We start from the raw sequence: 13,380 nt of genomic DNA on the forward strand, positions 1-13,380 counted from the left end.
ACGGATCGCGGCCGAGAAATGTGACATGGAAGCCAGTTGTTCTTGGTCAGGCAGAGACGCGGTTCCAAGCAGTGTCAGTCAGACCTCGCGGCCGCGGTCCCGGAGTGCTCGGGCCATGAGTTCGGTAAGACCGCTGGCCCTTTTCCGGACTAAGAAAACGATCACGGGTTGACCGTCTTGAGCACGCGGGGGAGATGGGCGTGCATGTGCTTAGCTTCAGCCGTAGATGTGGATCTTCATACGCAGGCTCTTGCCCTTACGGATCGGACTCGGCGTCCAGGTGCCAGCCACGAGAAGACCAGCACGGCCGAGTAGGCGCGTTCACACCGTGAGGGATTCCCGGCCGCTCGCCAGGTAGCGTCGGCGGAGGCGGGTATAGGCGGTGGGGTTGGGGCGACGCGGGAGGAACTCCTTGATCTGCTGTGCGCATTCGCCTGGACTTGCCGCGCTGGTGTCGCACTCCAGGTCATAGTTGCCGTGGCCGTGGACCAGGTCGTACTGGTGCGCCGCAAGGCCCGGCGGGCGGTCGCCCCGGGCCAGCTCGCGGCGGGCCAACTCGTCCAGCGGGCAGTGGACGCCGACGAACAGCACGTCCTCGGGCCGCAGCACCGTCAGGCAGTCGAGCAGCCGCCACGGCTCGCTCAGCACATGGCAGACCACGACGTCGTTGCCCGCCTCGGCCATGGCCGCGATCGAGCGATGGAAGCCCATCCTGGTCCTCCGCAGCGCGCCGTCGAGCTCCTCGGCCCCAAGTTCCCGTTTGCTGCGCATCGCGTTGAAGCTGTCGACCGCCAAGTGGAAGAAGACGCCATCGTCCAGGATGTTCAGTAGTTCCCGGGCAATGCTCGACTTCCCCGAGCTGGAGGTGCCGTTGAGAAAGATGATCCGACCAGACGTCATAACGGCGTGATCACACCTTGCCGGCGCCGCGCTCAGGGGATCGTCAGGAAAGCATGGAGTGTGATCGAGCCGGGAGGGCGAGTGCAACGACGGATACGGCCGCCGGTGATCATCGTGAGGTGTGTGGACTGACGATGACGTGGTGGCTGCAGCCCACGGCGTAGTGCCCACCCGCTGGCGAGCGATGTTCGAGGGCTTGATGAGCCGGATCGGGGGCCGCTTCGCGCGAGTCGAACCCCGGCTTCGAGCCCGACAGTTGGTGCTCGGGCTGCTGGCTGACCTGCCCCGCAAGAACTGCTGGACGATCGCCGAGCACACCGGGGACACCAGCCCTGACGGGCACCAGCACCTGCTCGGCCGGGCCAAATGGGACGCCGACCTGGTGCGGGACGACCTGCGCGCGTTCGTGCTGGAGTACCTGACCGACGACCAGGCCGTACTGGTGATGGACGAGACCGGCGACCTGAAGAAGGGGAACCACACCGTCGGCGTGCAGCGCCAGTACACCGGCACCGCCGGCAGAATCGAGAACGCACAGGTCGCCGTCTACCTCACCTACACCTCCCGGCATGGACACGCCGCCATCGACCGCGCCCTCTACCTGCCCAAGTCCTGGACCATCGACCCGGAACGCTGCCGACAAGCCGCCGTCCCCGACGGCGTCGACTTCGCCACCAAGCCGCAGCTCGCCCGGCAGATGATCGAACGCGCCCTGGACGCGGGAGTCCCGGCCGCGTGGGCAGCCGGCGACGAGGTCTACGGCGACAACCCTCACCTGCGCGCCGCCTGGAGCGGCGGCAGCTCGGCTACGTGCTCGCGGTCTCCAGCACTCACCGCGTCCCGACCCCGGCCGGACCCCAGTGCGCCGACCACCTGGCCAAGAAGATCCCCAAGCGGGCCTGGCAGAAGCTGTCCACCGGACGAGGCGCGAAGGGCCACCGCTGGTACGACTGGGCGCAGATCGCCGTCACCGCCCCCGGCCTGGCCAGCCATCAGCACCTGCTGGTCCGCCGCAACTACCGGACCGGCGCACTCGCCTACTACCGCTGCTATTCACCCCGCCCGGTCCCGCTGTCCACCCTGGTCACGGTCGCCGGAAGCCGCTGGACGATCGAAGAGACGTTCCAGAACTCCAAGACCCCTGGCCGGACTGGACGAGCACCAGGTCCGCCGCTGGGACTCCTGGCACCGCTGGGTCACCCTGCCCTGCTCGCCCATGCCTTCCTGGCGGTCGCTGCCTCCCTCGAGCGACGTGACCATGCCCCGGCGGACGACGGGACCAGTCCGAAAGGGCTGATCCCGCTCACCTGCAATGAGATCCAGCGTCTGTTCATCGCCGTGATTGCACAGCCCACCGGCGACCTCGCCCATCGACTGCGCTGGTCCTGGCGCCGACGTCATCAAGCCCGCGCCCAACACAGCCATTACCGACGCCAAGCCGCCCTTCAACCATGAAGATCCACATCTACGGCTGGAGTACTAGCTGTTGCGGGGCAGGAGGTTGACGTCGCGGCTGCCCGATCCTGAATGTATGCGGATCGCATATAGTTCTGGCCATGGAGTCCAACCTCGAAGAAGCGATCAACGAGTGGCACGCGAGCGTCAACGCCGGCGACCTGCAGCGGTCTGCGCAGGCGGTCGGTGAACCAGTCGTCGTGCTCGGCCCGAAGGGTGCGGGTCCGATCACCCCTGCGCAGTTCGCCGAGTGGGTGCAACGCTCGGGGATCAAGCTGATACCTCGGTCCTGGCACCCTGTCAGCGAGCGACTGATGGTGGTCGAGGAGGACGCGACCTGGCCCGAGAGCACGGAATCCACGCGGGTGGCGACAGTCTTCCGCGCTTCTGCCGGGAAGGTCACGGCTGCTCTCAGGCTGCCGGACCTCGAGGCCGCTCTCGAGCTGGCTTACATCTGCCGTGAGATGGCGGCAACCGAATGACAGACCTAGGCCCGGGACAGGTCCTGTTCCACTTCGTCAGGCACTGGTCACGCCGACCTGTCGCAGCAGAGACGGGCGGTGAGCAGGGACGGCTCGTGCTCGTTTGCGAGGCGGTCCATGCGCTCAGCCTGCGCGCGACCCCGGCGACGGTGAACGCGATCGCGCACGAGATCGGGATCGACCAGAGCGGCGCGTCACGGTTGATCAAGAGCGCCACGGCAGCCGGGTATCTCGTCATGGCAGCGTCCACAGCCGATGGTCGACGACGTGAAGGATCACTCACCCCTGCGGGCCGGTTGATGCTGGACCAGGCGCATCGTTGGCAGGAAGAAGTGTTCGCTGAGCTGACCAGAGGCTGGAGCGACAAGAAGCGCCGCGACTTCCAGCAGGCAATGACCGACCTGATGGAGCGCTCCTACGCGATGGACGCATGAGCCACGCCAACGCCCCGCTGAGCATCGAGGGACGCCGCCGGTTGGTCGAGCGCTGCAAGACGCGTCCCATCGCGCACGTGGCCGCCGAAATGGGCATCTCGCGTGCCTGTGCGTCGAAGTGGGTCAACCGGTGGCAGCGTCACGGCGATGCCGGACTGCGCGACCGCTCATCCAGCCCGCACCGCAGCCCGAACGCCACACCAGCCTGGGTCATCGAGAAGATCGAGTCCTGGCGACGCGAGCACAAGTGGTCAGCCCAGCGCATCACCGATGAGCTCGCCGACCTCGGATTCACGATCAACTGCCGCACCGTCACCCGCCACCTGAGCAGGCTCGGACTGGGCAGACGAAGGTTCATCGACCCCGGCGGCGACAACAACCGCAAGCCCGGGAAGATCACCGCCCGCTGGCCCGGCCACATGGTGCACCTGGACGTGAAGAAGGTCGGCCGCATCCCTGACGATGGCGGCTGGCGCATCCACGGCCGCGACAGCGACCAGGCCAAGACCGTCGGCCGAGCGAAGTCAGCCGACGCGAAGCGCGGCCACACCTATCTGCACTCGGCCGTCGACGGATTTTCCCGACTCTCCTACACAGAGCCCCTGCCCGATGAGAAGGGAGCCACCGCTGCAGCGTTCCTCGCCCGAGCTAAGGCCTGGTTTGCCGCGCACGGCATCACGCACATCCACCGGGTCGTCACCGACAACGGGGCCTGCTACCGCTCGGGTGACTTCGCCCGGAACGTCGGCCAACGCACGCGGCATCAGAAGACCAAGCCGTACACCCCACGCCACAACGGGAAGGTAGAGCGCTACCAGCGAATCCTGGCCGAGGAACTGCTCTACGCCCGAGAGTTCAGCAGCGAAGATTCCCGCTCTTCCGCGATCGCGGTCTGGAACATCCACTACAACTACCACCGCCCGCACAGTGGAGCTCTCGGACGGCCGCCAGCATCCAGACTCCGAGCCGGTGTCACCAACGTCCAGCCCTTATACAGGAGCACCTACCGCAGGAGCTTGGTTTCGGCTCGGGCATGACGTGTTGGCGCCGCCTGGCCGAGTGGACCGAGGCAGGCGTCTGGCCACGGCTCCACGAGGTCCTCCTGACCGAGCTCCGCAGGGTGAACGTGCTGGACTTCTCCCGAGCGGCGGTCGACGGCTCCCACATCCGGGCGTTAAAAGGGGACCCAAGACGGGACGAAGCCCTGTTGACCGGGGCAGGACGGGCAGCAAACACCATCTGCTCACCGACGCCACTGGCATCCCCCTCGCCGTCGTGCTGACCGGCGGGAACCGCAATGACGTCACCCAGCTCATTCCGCTCCTGGAGGCGGTGCCGCCCGTGCGGGGCAAGTGCGGCCGTCCGCGGCGGCGCCCCGATGTCGTCCTCGCTGACCGCGGGTACGACCACGACAAGTACCGTCGTCTGGTCTGGGGTCTGGGAGTGAAGCCGCTGGTCGCCCGCCGAGGCGCCGACCATGGCTCCGGGCTGGGCGCTCAACGCTGGGTTGTCGAGCGTGCGTTCGCCCACCTGCACTGGTTCCGCCGCCTGCGGATCCGCTGGGAGATCCGCGACGACATCCACGAAGCCTTCCTCACCCTCGGATGCGCACTGATCTGCTGGCGACGTCTGAACACGCCCCGCTTCATCTAGACCGAGGCAGCTATTGCAGGATCTTGGAGTCGGGACCCAGCTCCAGGAGGCACCCCATCACCATCATCACGCACGAGGACCCGATCGGCCGGGGTCCCACCAACTACATGATCCACGCCGACCTGTCGGACCGGCAGGACGGCTGGCGCGAGCAACTGTGGACCCGCCAGCTCACCGAGGACACATTCGAGGTGGCCTGTCTGCCGTTCTTCACCTACGGAATCTGCTACCGCGACGTGGTGACCATCGACAGCAACCACCTGGTGAACAGGGTCGTGCGAAAGTCCGGCCACCGGACTCTTCGCGTCGCACTCGTCGTGGAACACACAGACCGAGACCAGGTACACGAGCTCCTGCACGGCAAGGCTGTCGAGACCGGCCTGCCGCATGAGTGGCTTCAGGGCACCTACCTTGCCGTGGACCTCCCGCCTGGCTCGGACGAGGCGCCCTTCGTCGAGGCATTGGAACCCCTTGCCCAGGCCGGCGCCCTCCACTGGGAGATCGACTCCTGACCGCAAGATCATTCCGTTAGGAGTTCTAAGACCCACTCCCCTGCCTGATCACACCTGGCTTCCATCTGGAACCGCTGCTCCGCCTGCCCTTTTCCCCGAGGGCGAGTCACTGTTTCACGGTCCCGCCCACGGTCCGCAGCGCTGTCGCACTGGCCTCACGGAGGGTGGAGCGGGCCGTCGGTTCACCCTTCTCGGGCCGGGAGGCTGCCACCGTGATCAGTGCCTGGACGCGTTGGGCGAAGCCGGCCCCCGGGAGGGGGAGCTCGGTTTCGGGCTCGCGGAGATAGCCGGCGGCGACCGCGTCCGGGATGTAGGCCATGAGCCTGCGGACCGCGGCCGACCGGGGGCGTGCCGTGTTCTGGGACAAGTGGCGCAGGACTCTGAGGATGGTGGCGGTGGAAGTGCTGGTGATGGAGTGGTTGGCGGGATGCCAGTGCCCGGCGCAGGACACGGTGTCGGTGTCCTGGTCGGGGGCCGGCGCTCCGGGTTGGCGGTTGGACGTCGTCGGCCTGGTGGTGCCACCAGTCGGCTGCGTCTCCCTCTCCCTGTGCGAGGTGATGCAGGTAGAGGCAGTAGGCGGCGGCGGCTTGCCCGGCGCCGGCGGCGTACTGCCACCAAAACCGTGCGCCCTCGTCGGTATCGGACAGTTGCAGGACGCAGGCCAGTGCGAGGGCGCTGCGAGGTTCGGGGACCTGGTCGGTGAGGAAGTCAGCGACGGCGGTGGGCGGGGTGTGGGTGAGGAGGGTTTCGCACAGGGCGCGCAGGTCTTCGGCCGCTCCGTCCAGGGTGCCGTTCTCGGCAGGATTGTGCGCGGCCGCGGGTGGGCGTGCGTGGGTCATGGGTGTGGTGCGGTGGGGGACGGTGTCGCGGGGGACGGCGCGGTTGCGGACGAGGAGGGCTCTGGAGAGGAGTTCTTCGATGTGGCTCACGGAGTGTTCCCTTCGGTCGTGGGCGGGGGGGTGACGCTCTCCAGGAAGCGGGTGGCGTGGCGTTCGTCGGAGCGGACGGTGGCCAGGGAGGTGCCCAGGAGGGCGGAGACGGACTCGTGGCGGAAGCCGCACAGGCGGCGCAGCACGATGACGTCGAGCTGGCGGTCGGACAGGCGGCCGATCGCGGTGAACAGCTCGAGGGTTTCGGTGAGTTGGTTCATGTGGTCGGTCGGTGTGGCGAGGGTCTGCAGGGCGACGGTGTCGAAGGCGGCGCTGCCGAGTTCGGGTCAGCCGTCGCGGTGGGGGGTGCGGGCCATGACGGTGGCGCGCAGGACGTTCCAGGCGTAGCGGCGGGTGTCGTGGCTGGCGAGAGCGTCGTTCCAGGAGAGCCAGAGACGGTCGAAGGTGTCGGAGACCGCGATGTCGCGCTGGTCGTTGTCGAGGAAGACTTGGGCGTAGAGGGAGTAGTCGTTCTCGACGAGTTCGCGGAAGGCTCGGTGGTCCAGGGGTGGGGCCTTGTGGGGAGTCGTTAGTGTGGTGCGGTCGGTGCAGCCGTTGATCCATTCGCTGCTCTTGTGGGTTTCGAGGGCCGCCTGGCTCCACAGTCGGTAGAGCGGCCAGTTGGGCATGCCCAGCTCGATGGCGAGCCGGATGACGATTTCCCAGCGGGGGTAGAGGCCGACGCCGCGCAGTAGTTCGGAGATCTTGGACTTGGCGAAGCGGACCCGGCCGCTGAGTTCGTTCAGGGTCAGGCCGCTGGCCAGGTAGGTGGTGCGCAGCGGGTCCAGCCAGGCGCGGTGGGCGCTGCCGACGTTGTCCGCGATGGGTCCGAGCTTGCGCCCGGGCCGTGCGGGTGCGGGTCTGCCCGGTGGTACCGGGGGTTCGGTCGGCATCATCACGGTGCGTCGTCCTCCTTGTCCGCGGCCGCGTCCAGGCGTGCGGCGCCGGTGGGCGCGGTGTGGGAGCGAACGGTGTGGACGATCTGCTGCACGGTCAGCGCGAGGGCCGGAGCGAGCGCGGCCACCACGGCCGTCTCGCCGGCGGCCACCATCACCACGCTCCAGGCGAACACGGTCGCCGTGACCGTGATGACCACTATCTGCCGAGGCTTCATACGGAGTCCTTGCTATGACCGGAGTCGAGGGTCAGCCATGTGAACCCGGCGGCCCCATCCGGAAAAGGCGCGCCGGCACCCCGGACAGGCGGGTGCCGAAGCCGCCACGCTGGGGAGGGCAACCAGCATGGCCAGACGAGAAGTTGCTACGCCATGTGATCAAGGAATCACGGAACAATCGCGATCAGCGAGGCTCCGTCCTCAGCCGGTGGGACTCGGCGGGCAGGGCAGGCAAGTCGGCGCGCTGACGGGTGGAAGTTCCCGGTTCTCCTTGCAATTGCACGCCGAAGCGACGTCAATAGGACATGACGCCGTCGGTGTCGGCCTTCCATCCGGAAGGGCCCGTCCCCGTGCCGAAACAATGAGGGAAGCGGGCACCCGCTCTCGCCTGGCCGGTCGTAGAGGCCAGGCGAGAGCACAACCCCGCACACGGGGCACGACGATCGTAGACCACGCCACTGACACTCCCCGGACACCGACCAGGCGCCCCCGCATGCGGATGACGGCGCAAAACCACAGGGGGGCCCGCGAGCACAGTGCGGGCACCAAGCCTGAAGCCCACGTCACTGTCGGATCGCAGGCAGGTACATGCGGCGGCGCCGCCCGAGGCGGCCCGCCCTTCCGTCAGCGGCTATGCGGTGGGCTCATAGGACACGCTCTGATCCGGGCAGCCGGCGGCCACCTCGCGCAGGGCCGCCGGTTCGGCCTCGTTGGCAGCCAGGGACCAGCGCAGCTTCGTAGCCACCCACTCCGCGACGTACCGGCGGTGCACCTCGGAAGCAGGTGGCAGCCACTCGGCCGGGTCATGGTCGGACTTCGACCGGTTCAAGCGTGTGGTGACCGCGACCAAACTGCTCACCGCGCTCAGATGGTCGGCGTATGCCTCACGGCGCTGCGCCGACCACGTGGACGCGCCGCTGTCCCAGTTCTCGGCCAGCGGACCCATGTGGTCAATGTCCAGCCCCGAGGCTGGTATCACCCACACTTGATCGTAGTGACCATCACCGGCCGCCCGTCAGACGGCACTTCGGCCCCACCGTCGAGGGCTCCACCACCTCCGCGATCAGGACCTCCGCGCGGGTGCTGCAGCCGTCCGAGGGGTCGGCGCCGGCGTACCAGTGGCCGAAGGCCTCCCGGTCGTAGCCCTCCCGGGACTCGTCCGCCACCGGCAGGCGCGCGATGGTTTCGGTCAGGAGGAGTCTCCGCGGCGTGGGCAGGCACAGGCACGGTGAGCCGACGGGCCGGGTCTGCTGTCCGGCAGACCCGGCCCGGCCAAGGTGTGCACGCTGACGGCCGGCCTTCCCGTGCGGGCCGGCCGTCAGCGTGCCCGGCTGTTGGCCGATCTCATCCCGGTGTGGGGGATTCCTCTTCAACAGCGTTGCCGCGTCCGACGGTAAGCGCCCAGGTGACGCTCGAGGGGGCCGTGACTGCCACCGTGCCGGCCTTGTGGGCGGAGCTCATGGCGAGTTGGTTGTAGGTCACGGCGGGCTCTACCGTGCTGCACTCGAGCGGGAAGTCGGTTCCCAGTACCGACACCGAGACTTTTATGGTGCCAGGGCCCCGGCAACTGACCGCGACGATCAGCGCCTTGCCCCGGGAGCCCGCGTCGTAGGAGAAACTCGCGTTGCCGCGGGTTTCACCCTGCTGGCCGGCGACGACTTCGCCGGTCTCGGGATCGAGCGCCGGAGGCATGAGCGCCGTACTGTGCTCACTCGTCGATGGGCTGGAGGACCCGGGTGCCGTGGTCGTGGCGGCGTCATCCGCCTTGGTGCCGGAGGTGCAGCCCGCCGTCACCAGTGCCAGCAGCAGAAGGGCCGGTACCGCTGTTGTGCGGCCGACTGTCACTTGGTCTCCCACAGCACCCAGCCGACCCGGCGTGGCGTGTAAATGGTCACGTTCTTCTTCACGCCCTTCGTGCAGTTGGTGTACCGGTACTGGTTGTAGCCGTAGGACTTGAGCCGGTAGACGCCGTATCGGGCGTGGGTGGTCCGCTTGGACGGGGTGTTGACGGCGATGGTGTTGCCCAGTCTGGCCGTGAGTTCCACGGACACATTGACGCCGAATTTGCCCTCGATCTCGGCGACCACGACCGAGGCCCCTACCTTCAGCTCGCCGCTGTAGGCGATTCCGACCTTGCCGGTCACCTCAGAGGTGAAGGTGGACCTTGCGGTGCGTGAGGTGCCGTTGTAGTTGGCCTGCTCGGCGCCGACGCCCTTGTGGTAGTCCTTGGTCTTGCTCGTGGGCGTGTACTGGTAGCCCGGCTCGCACGGCCTTGCGTCCAGAGTGTCGCTCGGCTTGGACGTGGGCAGGTCGATCTCGTCGTCTCCCGCGATGGGATCAGGTTCGGGTGAGGTTGTCGGCGCAGCGGCCTCGCCGGTGGGAGCTCCCTCGATGAGGTCGGTCTCCTCCGGCCCCGGCGGCGGAACGGTCTCGACAACGGTGGTGTCTGTGGCCGTCGGTGACGGCTCCTCGGCGACTGCCGTACCGCCGGTGGTCAGTCCGGCGATGACAGTCAGGCAGGTAAGGGCCAGCATGTTTCTGGATATGCGGGCTCTGTTCATGAAGCCACCAGTTCCTGGTGGATCGCCCCCGTGGCGATCGAGTGCCCTGAACACTAAAGGTAACGGCATGTAAACAACCGCCACAGGCGCTTTTCCTGAGCATGATTTGAGCAACCGCTGCGATGACACCCCAGACGACGGTGGCTGACGGCGTGGATGAGGCATTGCCCTTGACCGTCGCTGCCAGCCCTCACTGCTGACCGCACAGGGCCGGGGCCCACATAACTCGACTTCTCCTCCGGAAGCGCTCCCTCGATGGAGGAGCCGCGCGGCCGCGTCGAGGCTGGCCCGGTATGACCATTGCACTCACCCGGGCGGCGCACTCGGCGAACTGCACAGCGCCCCTCCCCCGGCCGCTATCAACGGGTCATGCTCACCTCTGTGCTGCGCGGCCTGGCCGCCGCTTCCCTCGCCGTCCTGTCCGTGACCGCGTCCACGCCTGCGGCCCATGGGGCGGAGACGCTTCCTGTTGCGGAAGCCGTCACTCGCCTGCAGGTCACCACCGAGTCCCGCGACGGCTACGACCGTGACGCCTTCCGCCACTGGAACCGCGGGGACGACCCGGCCGACGGCTGCTCCACACGAAACGAAGACCTGATCACCGAGGCCATCGAGCCGCCTACGGTCGGGCCCGGGTGCCGGCTGGCGGGCGGGCGCTGGTGGTCCTACTACGACCAGGTGTGGGTGACCTCGACCTCCGGCCTGGACATCGACCACATGGTGCTCCTTGCGGAGAGCTGGGACAGCGGAGCCTCCGGCTGGACGGCGCAGCGGCGTGAGGCCTACGCCAACGACCAGGGCGCCAAGGCGTCGTTGGTGGCTGTCACGGCCGCTCGAACCGGTCCAAGGCGGACCAGGACCCGGCCCAGTGGCTGCCGCCAGCCGCCGAGGTGCACTGCCGGTACGTCGCCGAGTGGGTGGTCACGAAGCTGCGCTGGGGCCCGACAGCAGACGAGACGGAGATCGCGGCGCTGCGGGAGACCGCGGGCAGCTGCCCGGAGCAGCGCGTGTCGTACGAGCCCGTCGCGTAGCGTCCTCCCCCGCCGCGGCGGAGAGGGGAGTGTCCAATAGACGGCGGACCCGATGATCAAGGAGACGCTTGAAATGAGCGAGACCATCACCGAGCACGAGGCCATGGAGGAACCGGTCGTCGAGTCGGCCGTGGAGGCGGTGTCGGACGAGCAGTTGATCTCGATGCTGGTCGACCGGGCACGTTCCGACGGGCTGCAGTTGACCGGTGAGGGCGGGCTGTTGCAGCAGCTGACGAAGCGGGTGCTGGAGTCCGCCCTGGAGGGCGAGATCACCGATCATGTCGGCTATGACAAGCACGACGCGGCAGGCCGGAACAGCGGCAACTCCCGGAACGGCACTCGTTCGAAGACTGTGCTGACCGATGTCGGCCCGGTCGAGGTGAAAGTGCCCCGGGACACGGCTGGCACCTTCGAGCCGCAGCTCGTCCGCAAGCGGCAGCGCCGGCTGACCGGCGTGGACGAGATGGTGCTGTCGCTGTCCGCGAAGGGCCTCACACACGGGGAGATATCGGCCCATCTGGCCGAGGTGTACGGCGCGGAGGTGTCCAAGCAGACCATCTCCACGATCACCGACGCGGTGATGGACGGCATGGCGGAATGGCAGGCCCGCCCGCTGGAGCGCGTCTATCCGGTCGTCTTCGTGGACGCCATCAACGTGAAGATTCACGATGGCAAGGTCGCCAACCGACCCATCTACGTTGCTATGGCCGTCACGGTCGAGGGTACCCGAGACATCCTCGGCATCTGGGCCGGTGACGGCGGCGAGGGCGCCAAGCTGGCTCCAGGTCTTCACCGAGCTGAAGAATCGCGGCGTTGAGGACGTTCTCATGCTCGTCTGTGACGGGCTGAAGGTCTGCCGGACGCGGTCGAGGCAGTCTGGCCCCGAACTGTGGTGCAGACGTGCATTGTTCACTTGATTCGCAACAGGGCGGATTCCAGCGATCGTCGCAACACGTGGTCAGTGATTCCCAATCAGGTTTGTCAAGGGCGTCGGTAGCGGACGGTGACCACGCTATGCCGCTGCAAGGCCGCGTTGAGGTGGCGCGGCGGTGAAGGTCCGCTGGTCGCGTATGAGGGCCCACAAGACGTCGAGGCGTCGCCGGGCGAGGGCGAGGACGGCCTGCTTGTGCGACTTGCCCTCGCTCCTCTTGCGCTCGTAGAAGGCCCTGGACGTCGGACAGCACCTGGCGGCGACCTGGGCGGACAGGTAGAAGACGCGCAGGAGCCGGCGGTGGTAGCGGTGCGGTCGGCGCATGTTGCCGCTGATGCGCCCGGAATCCCTGGGGACAGGGGCGAGGCCGGCGATGCCGGCCAGGCGACGGGAGCTGCCGATGACGTCCAGGTCGCCGCCGGTGCAAGCAATGAACTCAGCACCGAGCAGGCTGCCCATGCCCGGCATGCTGGTAATCGCGACAGCATGCTCGTGCTCGCGGAACCGCGCCTCGATCAGGGCGTCGGTGCGGGCGATCTCCTCGTCCAGGGCCGTCACCGCAGCGGTCAGGGTGCGGACCATGGCTGCCGCGGTCCTCTCGCCGGGAATCACCGTGCGCTGGGCCCGGGCCGCCTCGAGCGCGGTGGCCGCCACCGCCTGGCCGTTTCGCACCTTGCGGTTCGACAGCCAGCCGGCCAGCCGGCTCTGGCCGATCCGGCGCAGGGCGGCTGGCGTCTGGTAGCCGGTCAGCAGGACGAGCGCGGCCTTGGAGGTGCTGTAGTTGAAGGCGCGTTCCAGGGCGGGGAAGTACTCCAGGATCTGGGCGCGCAGCCGGTTGATCGCGCGGGTGCGGTCGGCGGTGAGGTCGTAGCGGCGGGCGGTGAGGATGCGAAGGTCGACGGCGATCTCGTCCTGTTCCTGCAAGGGGTGCAGGTCGCGGCGCATGCGGGCCTGGTCGGCAATGACGTAGGCGTCCTTGGCGTCCGTCTTGCCGTCGCCCCGGTAGGAGCCGGAGGCGTGGTGGACGGTCCGGCCCGGGATGTAGAGGACTTTCTGTCCGTGGGCGGCCAGCAGGGCGATCAGCAGTGCGGCACCGCCCGCGTTCAGGTCGATGGCCCAGGTCACCGGCTCGCCCTCGCTGAGGTCGAGGACCTCGCCGAGCAGCTCGAGCAGGGTCGTCTCGTCGTTGACCACCCGCCGCGACAGCCTTCGCTCGCCCTCGGCATCGATCACCGTGCAGTGATGCTCGCTCTTGCCCGCGTCCGTTCCCGCCCACAGTTGCGGCACTTGTGCCTCCTTGAGGATCCGTGTTCCTGGTCCCGGCAGACGACCACGCCGACGTGTCCTTACGAAGCGATGAAGTTCGCGCATCCCAATG

At 67.8% G+C, this 13,380-nt stretch carries 12 protein-coding genes and 5 pseudogenes; 8 read left to right on the forward strand and 9 right to left on the reverse strand.

The genetic code is table 11. The annotated features are described in order from the left end of the window. Positions 1-321: 321 nt before the first annotated feature. Positions 322-900 carry a chloramphenicol phosphotransferase CPT family protein gene (locus ACFW48_RS36195; protein WP_386322531.1) on the reverse strand — a complete coding sequence of 193 codons (579 nt, stop codon included), beginning with the start codon at positions 898-900 and terminating at the stop codon, positions 322-324. A gap of 199 nt (positions 901-1,099) precedes the next feature. On the opposite strand from ACFW48_RS36195, the gene ACFW48_RS36200 reads away from it, so the two are divergent. The 6 genes and pseudogenes from ACFW48_RS36200 (at position 1,100) to ACFW48_RS36225 (ending at position 5,436) form a co-directional block, all read left to right on the forward strand. Then, on the forward strand, positions 1,100-2,197 hold the full coding sequence (locus tag ACFW48_RS36200; protein ID WP_386322625.1) for an IS701 family transposase: 1,098 nt from the start codon (positions 1,100-1,102) through the stop codon (positions 2,195-2,197). A gap of 259 nt (positions 2,198-2,456) precedes the next feature. After that, positions 2,457-2,837, forward strand: coding sequence for a hypothetical protein (locus tag ACFW48_RS36205; protein ID WP_386322533.1), 381 nt, complete (start codon positions 2,457-2,459; stop codon positions 2,835-2,837). Positions 2,838-2,932: 95 nt separating this feature from the next. Further along, on the forward strand, positions 2,933-3,271 hold the full coding sequence (locus tag ACFW48_RS36210) for a MarR family winged helix-turn-helix transcriptional regulator (RefSeq protein ID WP_386322534.1): 339 nt from the start codon (positions 2,933-2,935) through the stop codon (positions 3,269-3,271). After that, positions 3,268-4,266: pseudogene (locus ACFW48_RS36215) on the forward strand (IS481 family transposase); the annotation flags it as partial. The gene ACFW48_RS36210 and the pseudogene ACFW48_RS36215, both read left to right, overlap by 4 nt. Then, positions 4,164-4,924 (forward strand): annotated as a pseudogene (locus ACFW48_RS36220) (IS5 family transposase). The pseudogenes ACFW48_RS36215 and ACFW48_RS36220, both read left to right, overlap by 103 nt. Positions 4,925-5,031: 107 nt before the next feature. Beyond that, positions 5,032-5,436, forward strand: coding sequence for a DUF4265 domain-containing protein (locus ACFW48_RS36225; RefSeq protein ID WP_386322536.1), 405 nt, complete (start codon positions 5,032-5,034; stop codon positions 5,434-5,436). Positions 5,437-5,542: 106 nt separating this feature from the next. Here the strand turns inward: ACFW48_RS36225 and ACFW48_RS36230 are convergent, their stop codons facing one another. The 7 genes and pseudogenes from ACFW48_RS36230 to ACFW48_RS36260 form a co-directional block, all read right to left on the reverse strand. Further along, the gene (locus ACFW48_RS36230; RefSeq protein ID WP_386322538.1) at positions 5,543-5,887 is read right to left on the reverse strand and encodes a hypothetical protein; all 345 of its coding nucleotides are present in this window, start codon (positions 5,885-5,887) and stop codon (positions 5,543-5,545) included. Between the two features lie 474 nt (positions 5,888-6,361). Next, positions 6,362-6,616: an RNA polymerase sigma factor gene (locus ACFW48_RS36235; RefSeq protein ID WP_386322627.1), complete on the reverse strand. Its 255-nt coding sequence runs from the start codon at positions 6,614-6,616 to the stop codon at positions 6,362-6,364. A 36-nt stretch (positions 6,617-6,652) separates the two neighbouring features. Next, positions 6,653-7,264 carry a helix-turn-helix domain-containing protein gene (locus ACFW48_RS36240; RefSeq protein ID WP_386322540.1) on the reverse strand — a complete coding sequence of 204 codons (612 nt, stop codon included), beginning with the start codon at positions 7,262-7,264 and terminating at the stop codon, positions 6,653-6,655. Continuing rightward, positions 7,261-7,479 (reverse strand): hypothetical protein, encoded by a 219-nt coding sequence (locus ACFW48_RS36245; protein WP_386322542.1) that lies wholly within the window; start codon positions 7,477-7,479, stop codon positions 7,261-7,263. Before ACFW48_RS36245 ends, ACFW48_RS36240 begins: the two co-directional genes overlap by 4 nt. Positions 7,480-8,110: 631 nt before the next feature. Further along, positions 8,111-8,706: pseudogene (locus ACFW48_RS36250) on the reverse strand (DUF1524 domain-containing protein). A 117-nt stretch (positions 8,707-8,823) separates the two neighbouring features. Then, positions 8,824-9,324, reverse strand: a complete 501-nt coding sequence (locus tag ACFW48_RS36255; RefSeq protein WP_386322543.1) for a hypothetical protein — start codon at positions 9,322-9,324, stop codon at positions 8,824-8,826. After that, on the reverse strand, positions 9,321-10,040 hold the full coding sequence (locus ACFW48_RS36260; RefSeq protein ID WP_386322545.1) for a hypothetical protein: 720 nt from the start codon (positions 10,038-10,040) through the stop codon (positions 9,321-9,323). Before ACFW48_RS36260 ends, ACFW48_RS36255 begins: the two co-directional genes overlap by 4 nt. A 369-nt stretch (positions 10,041-10,409) precedes the next feature. Between ACFW48_RS36260 and ACFW48_RS36265 the strand changes: the two are divergent. Further along, a pseudogene (locus ACFW48_RS36265) lies at positions 10,410-11,071 on the forward strand (HNH endonuclease family protein). 103 nt (positions 11,072-11,174) lie between these two features. Beyond that, a pseudogene (locus tag ACFW48_RS36270) lies at positions 11,175-12,050 on the forward strand (IS256 family transposase); the annotation flags it as partial. Between the two features lie 33 nt (positions 12,051-12,083). Here the strand turns inward: ACFW48_RS36270 and ACFW48_RS36275 are convergent. Beyond that, positions 12,084-13,289 carry an IS110 family transposase gene (locus tag ACFW48_RS36275; protein ID WP_386322547.1) on the reverse strand — a complete coding sequence of 402 codons (1,206 nt, stop codon included), beginning with the start codon at positions 13,287-13,289 and terminating at the stop codon, positions 12,084-12,086. Between the last annotated feature and the right edge of the window lie 91 nt (positions 13,290-13,380).

The sequence above is a fragment of the Streptomyces sp. NPDC058812 genome, assembly GCF_042744565.1.
GTDB classification, from domain to species: domain Bacteria; phylum Actinomycetota; class Actinomycetes; order Streptomycetales; family Streptomycetaceae; genus Streptomyces; species Streptomyces thinghirensis.

What these genes read in the sequence shown, in the direction of transcription:
- ACFW48_RS36260 (WP_386322545.1), bottom strand. Translation starts at nt 10,040, where the DNA reads ATGAACAGAGCCCGCATATCCAGAAACATGCTGGCCCTTACCTGCCTG.
- ACFW48_RS36200 (WP_386322625.1), top strand. Translation starts at nt 1,100, where the DNA reads ATGAGCCGGATCGGGGGCCGCTTCGCGCGAGTCGAACCCCGGCTTCGA.
- ACFW48_RS36205 (WP_386322533.1), top strand. Translation starts at nt 2,457, where the DNA reads ATGGAGTCCAACCTCGAAGAAGCGATCAACGAGTGGCACGCGAGCGTC.
- ACFW48_RS36225 (WP_386322536.1), top strand. Translation starts at nt 5,032, where the DNA reads ATGATCCACGCCGACCTGTCGGACCGGCAGGACGGCTGGCGCGAGCAA.
- ACFW48_RS36195 (WP_386322531.1), bottom strand. Translation starts at nt 900, where the DNA reads ATGACGTCTGGTCGGATCATCTTTCTCAACGGCACCTCCAGCTCGGGG.
- ACFW48_RS36245 (WP_386322542.1), bottom strand. Translation starts at nt 7,479, where the DNA reads ATGAAGCCTCGGCAGATAGTGGTCATCACGGTCACGGCGACCGTGTTC.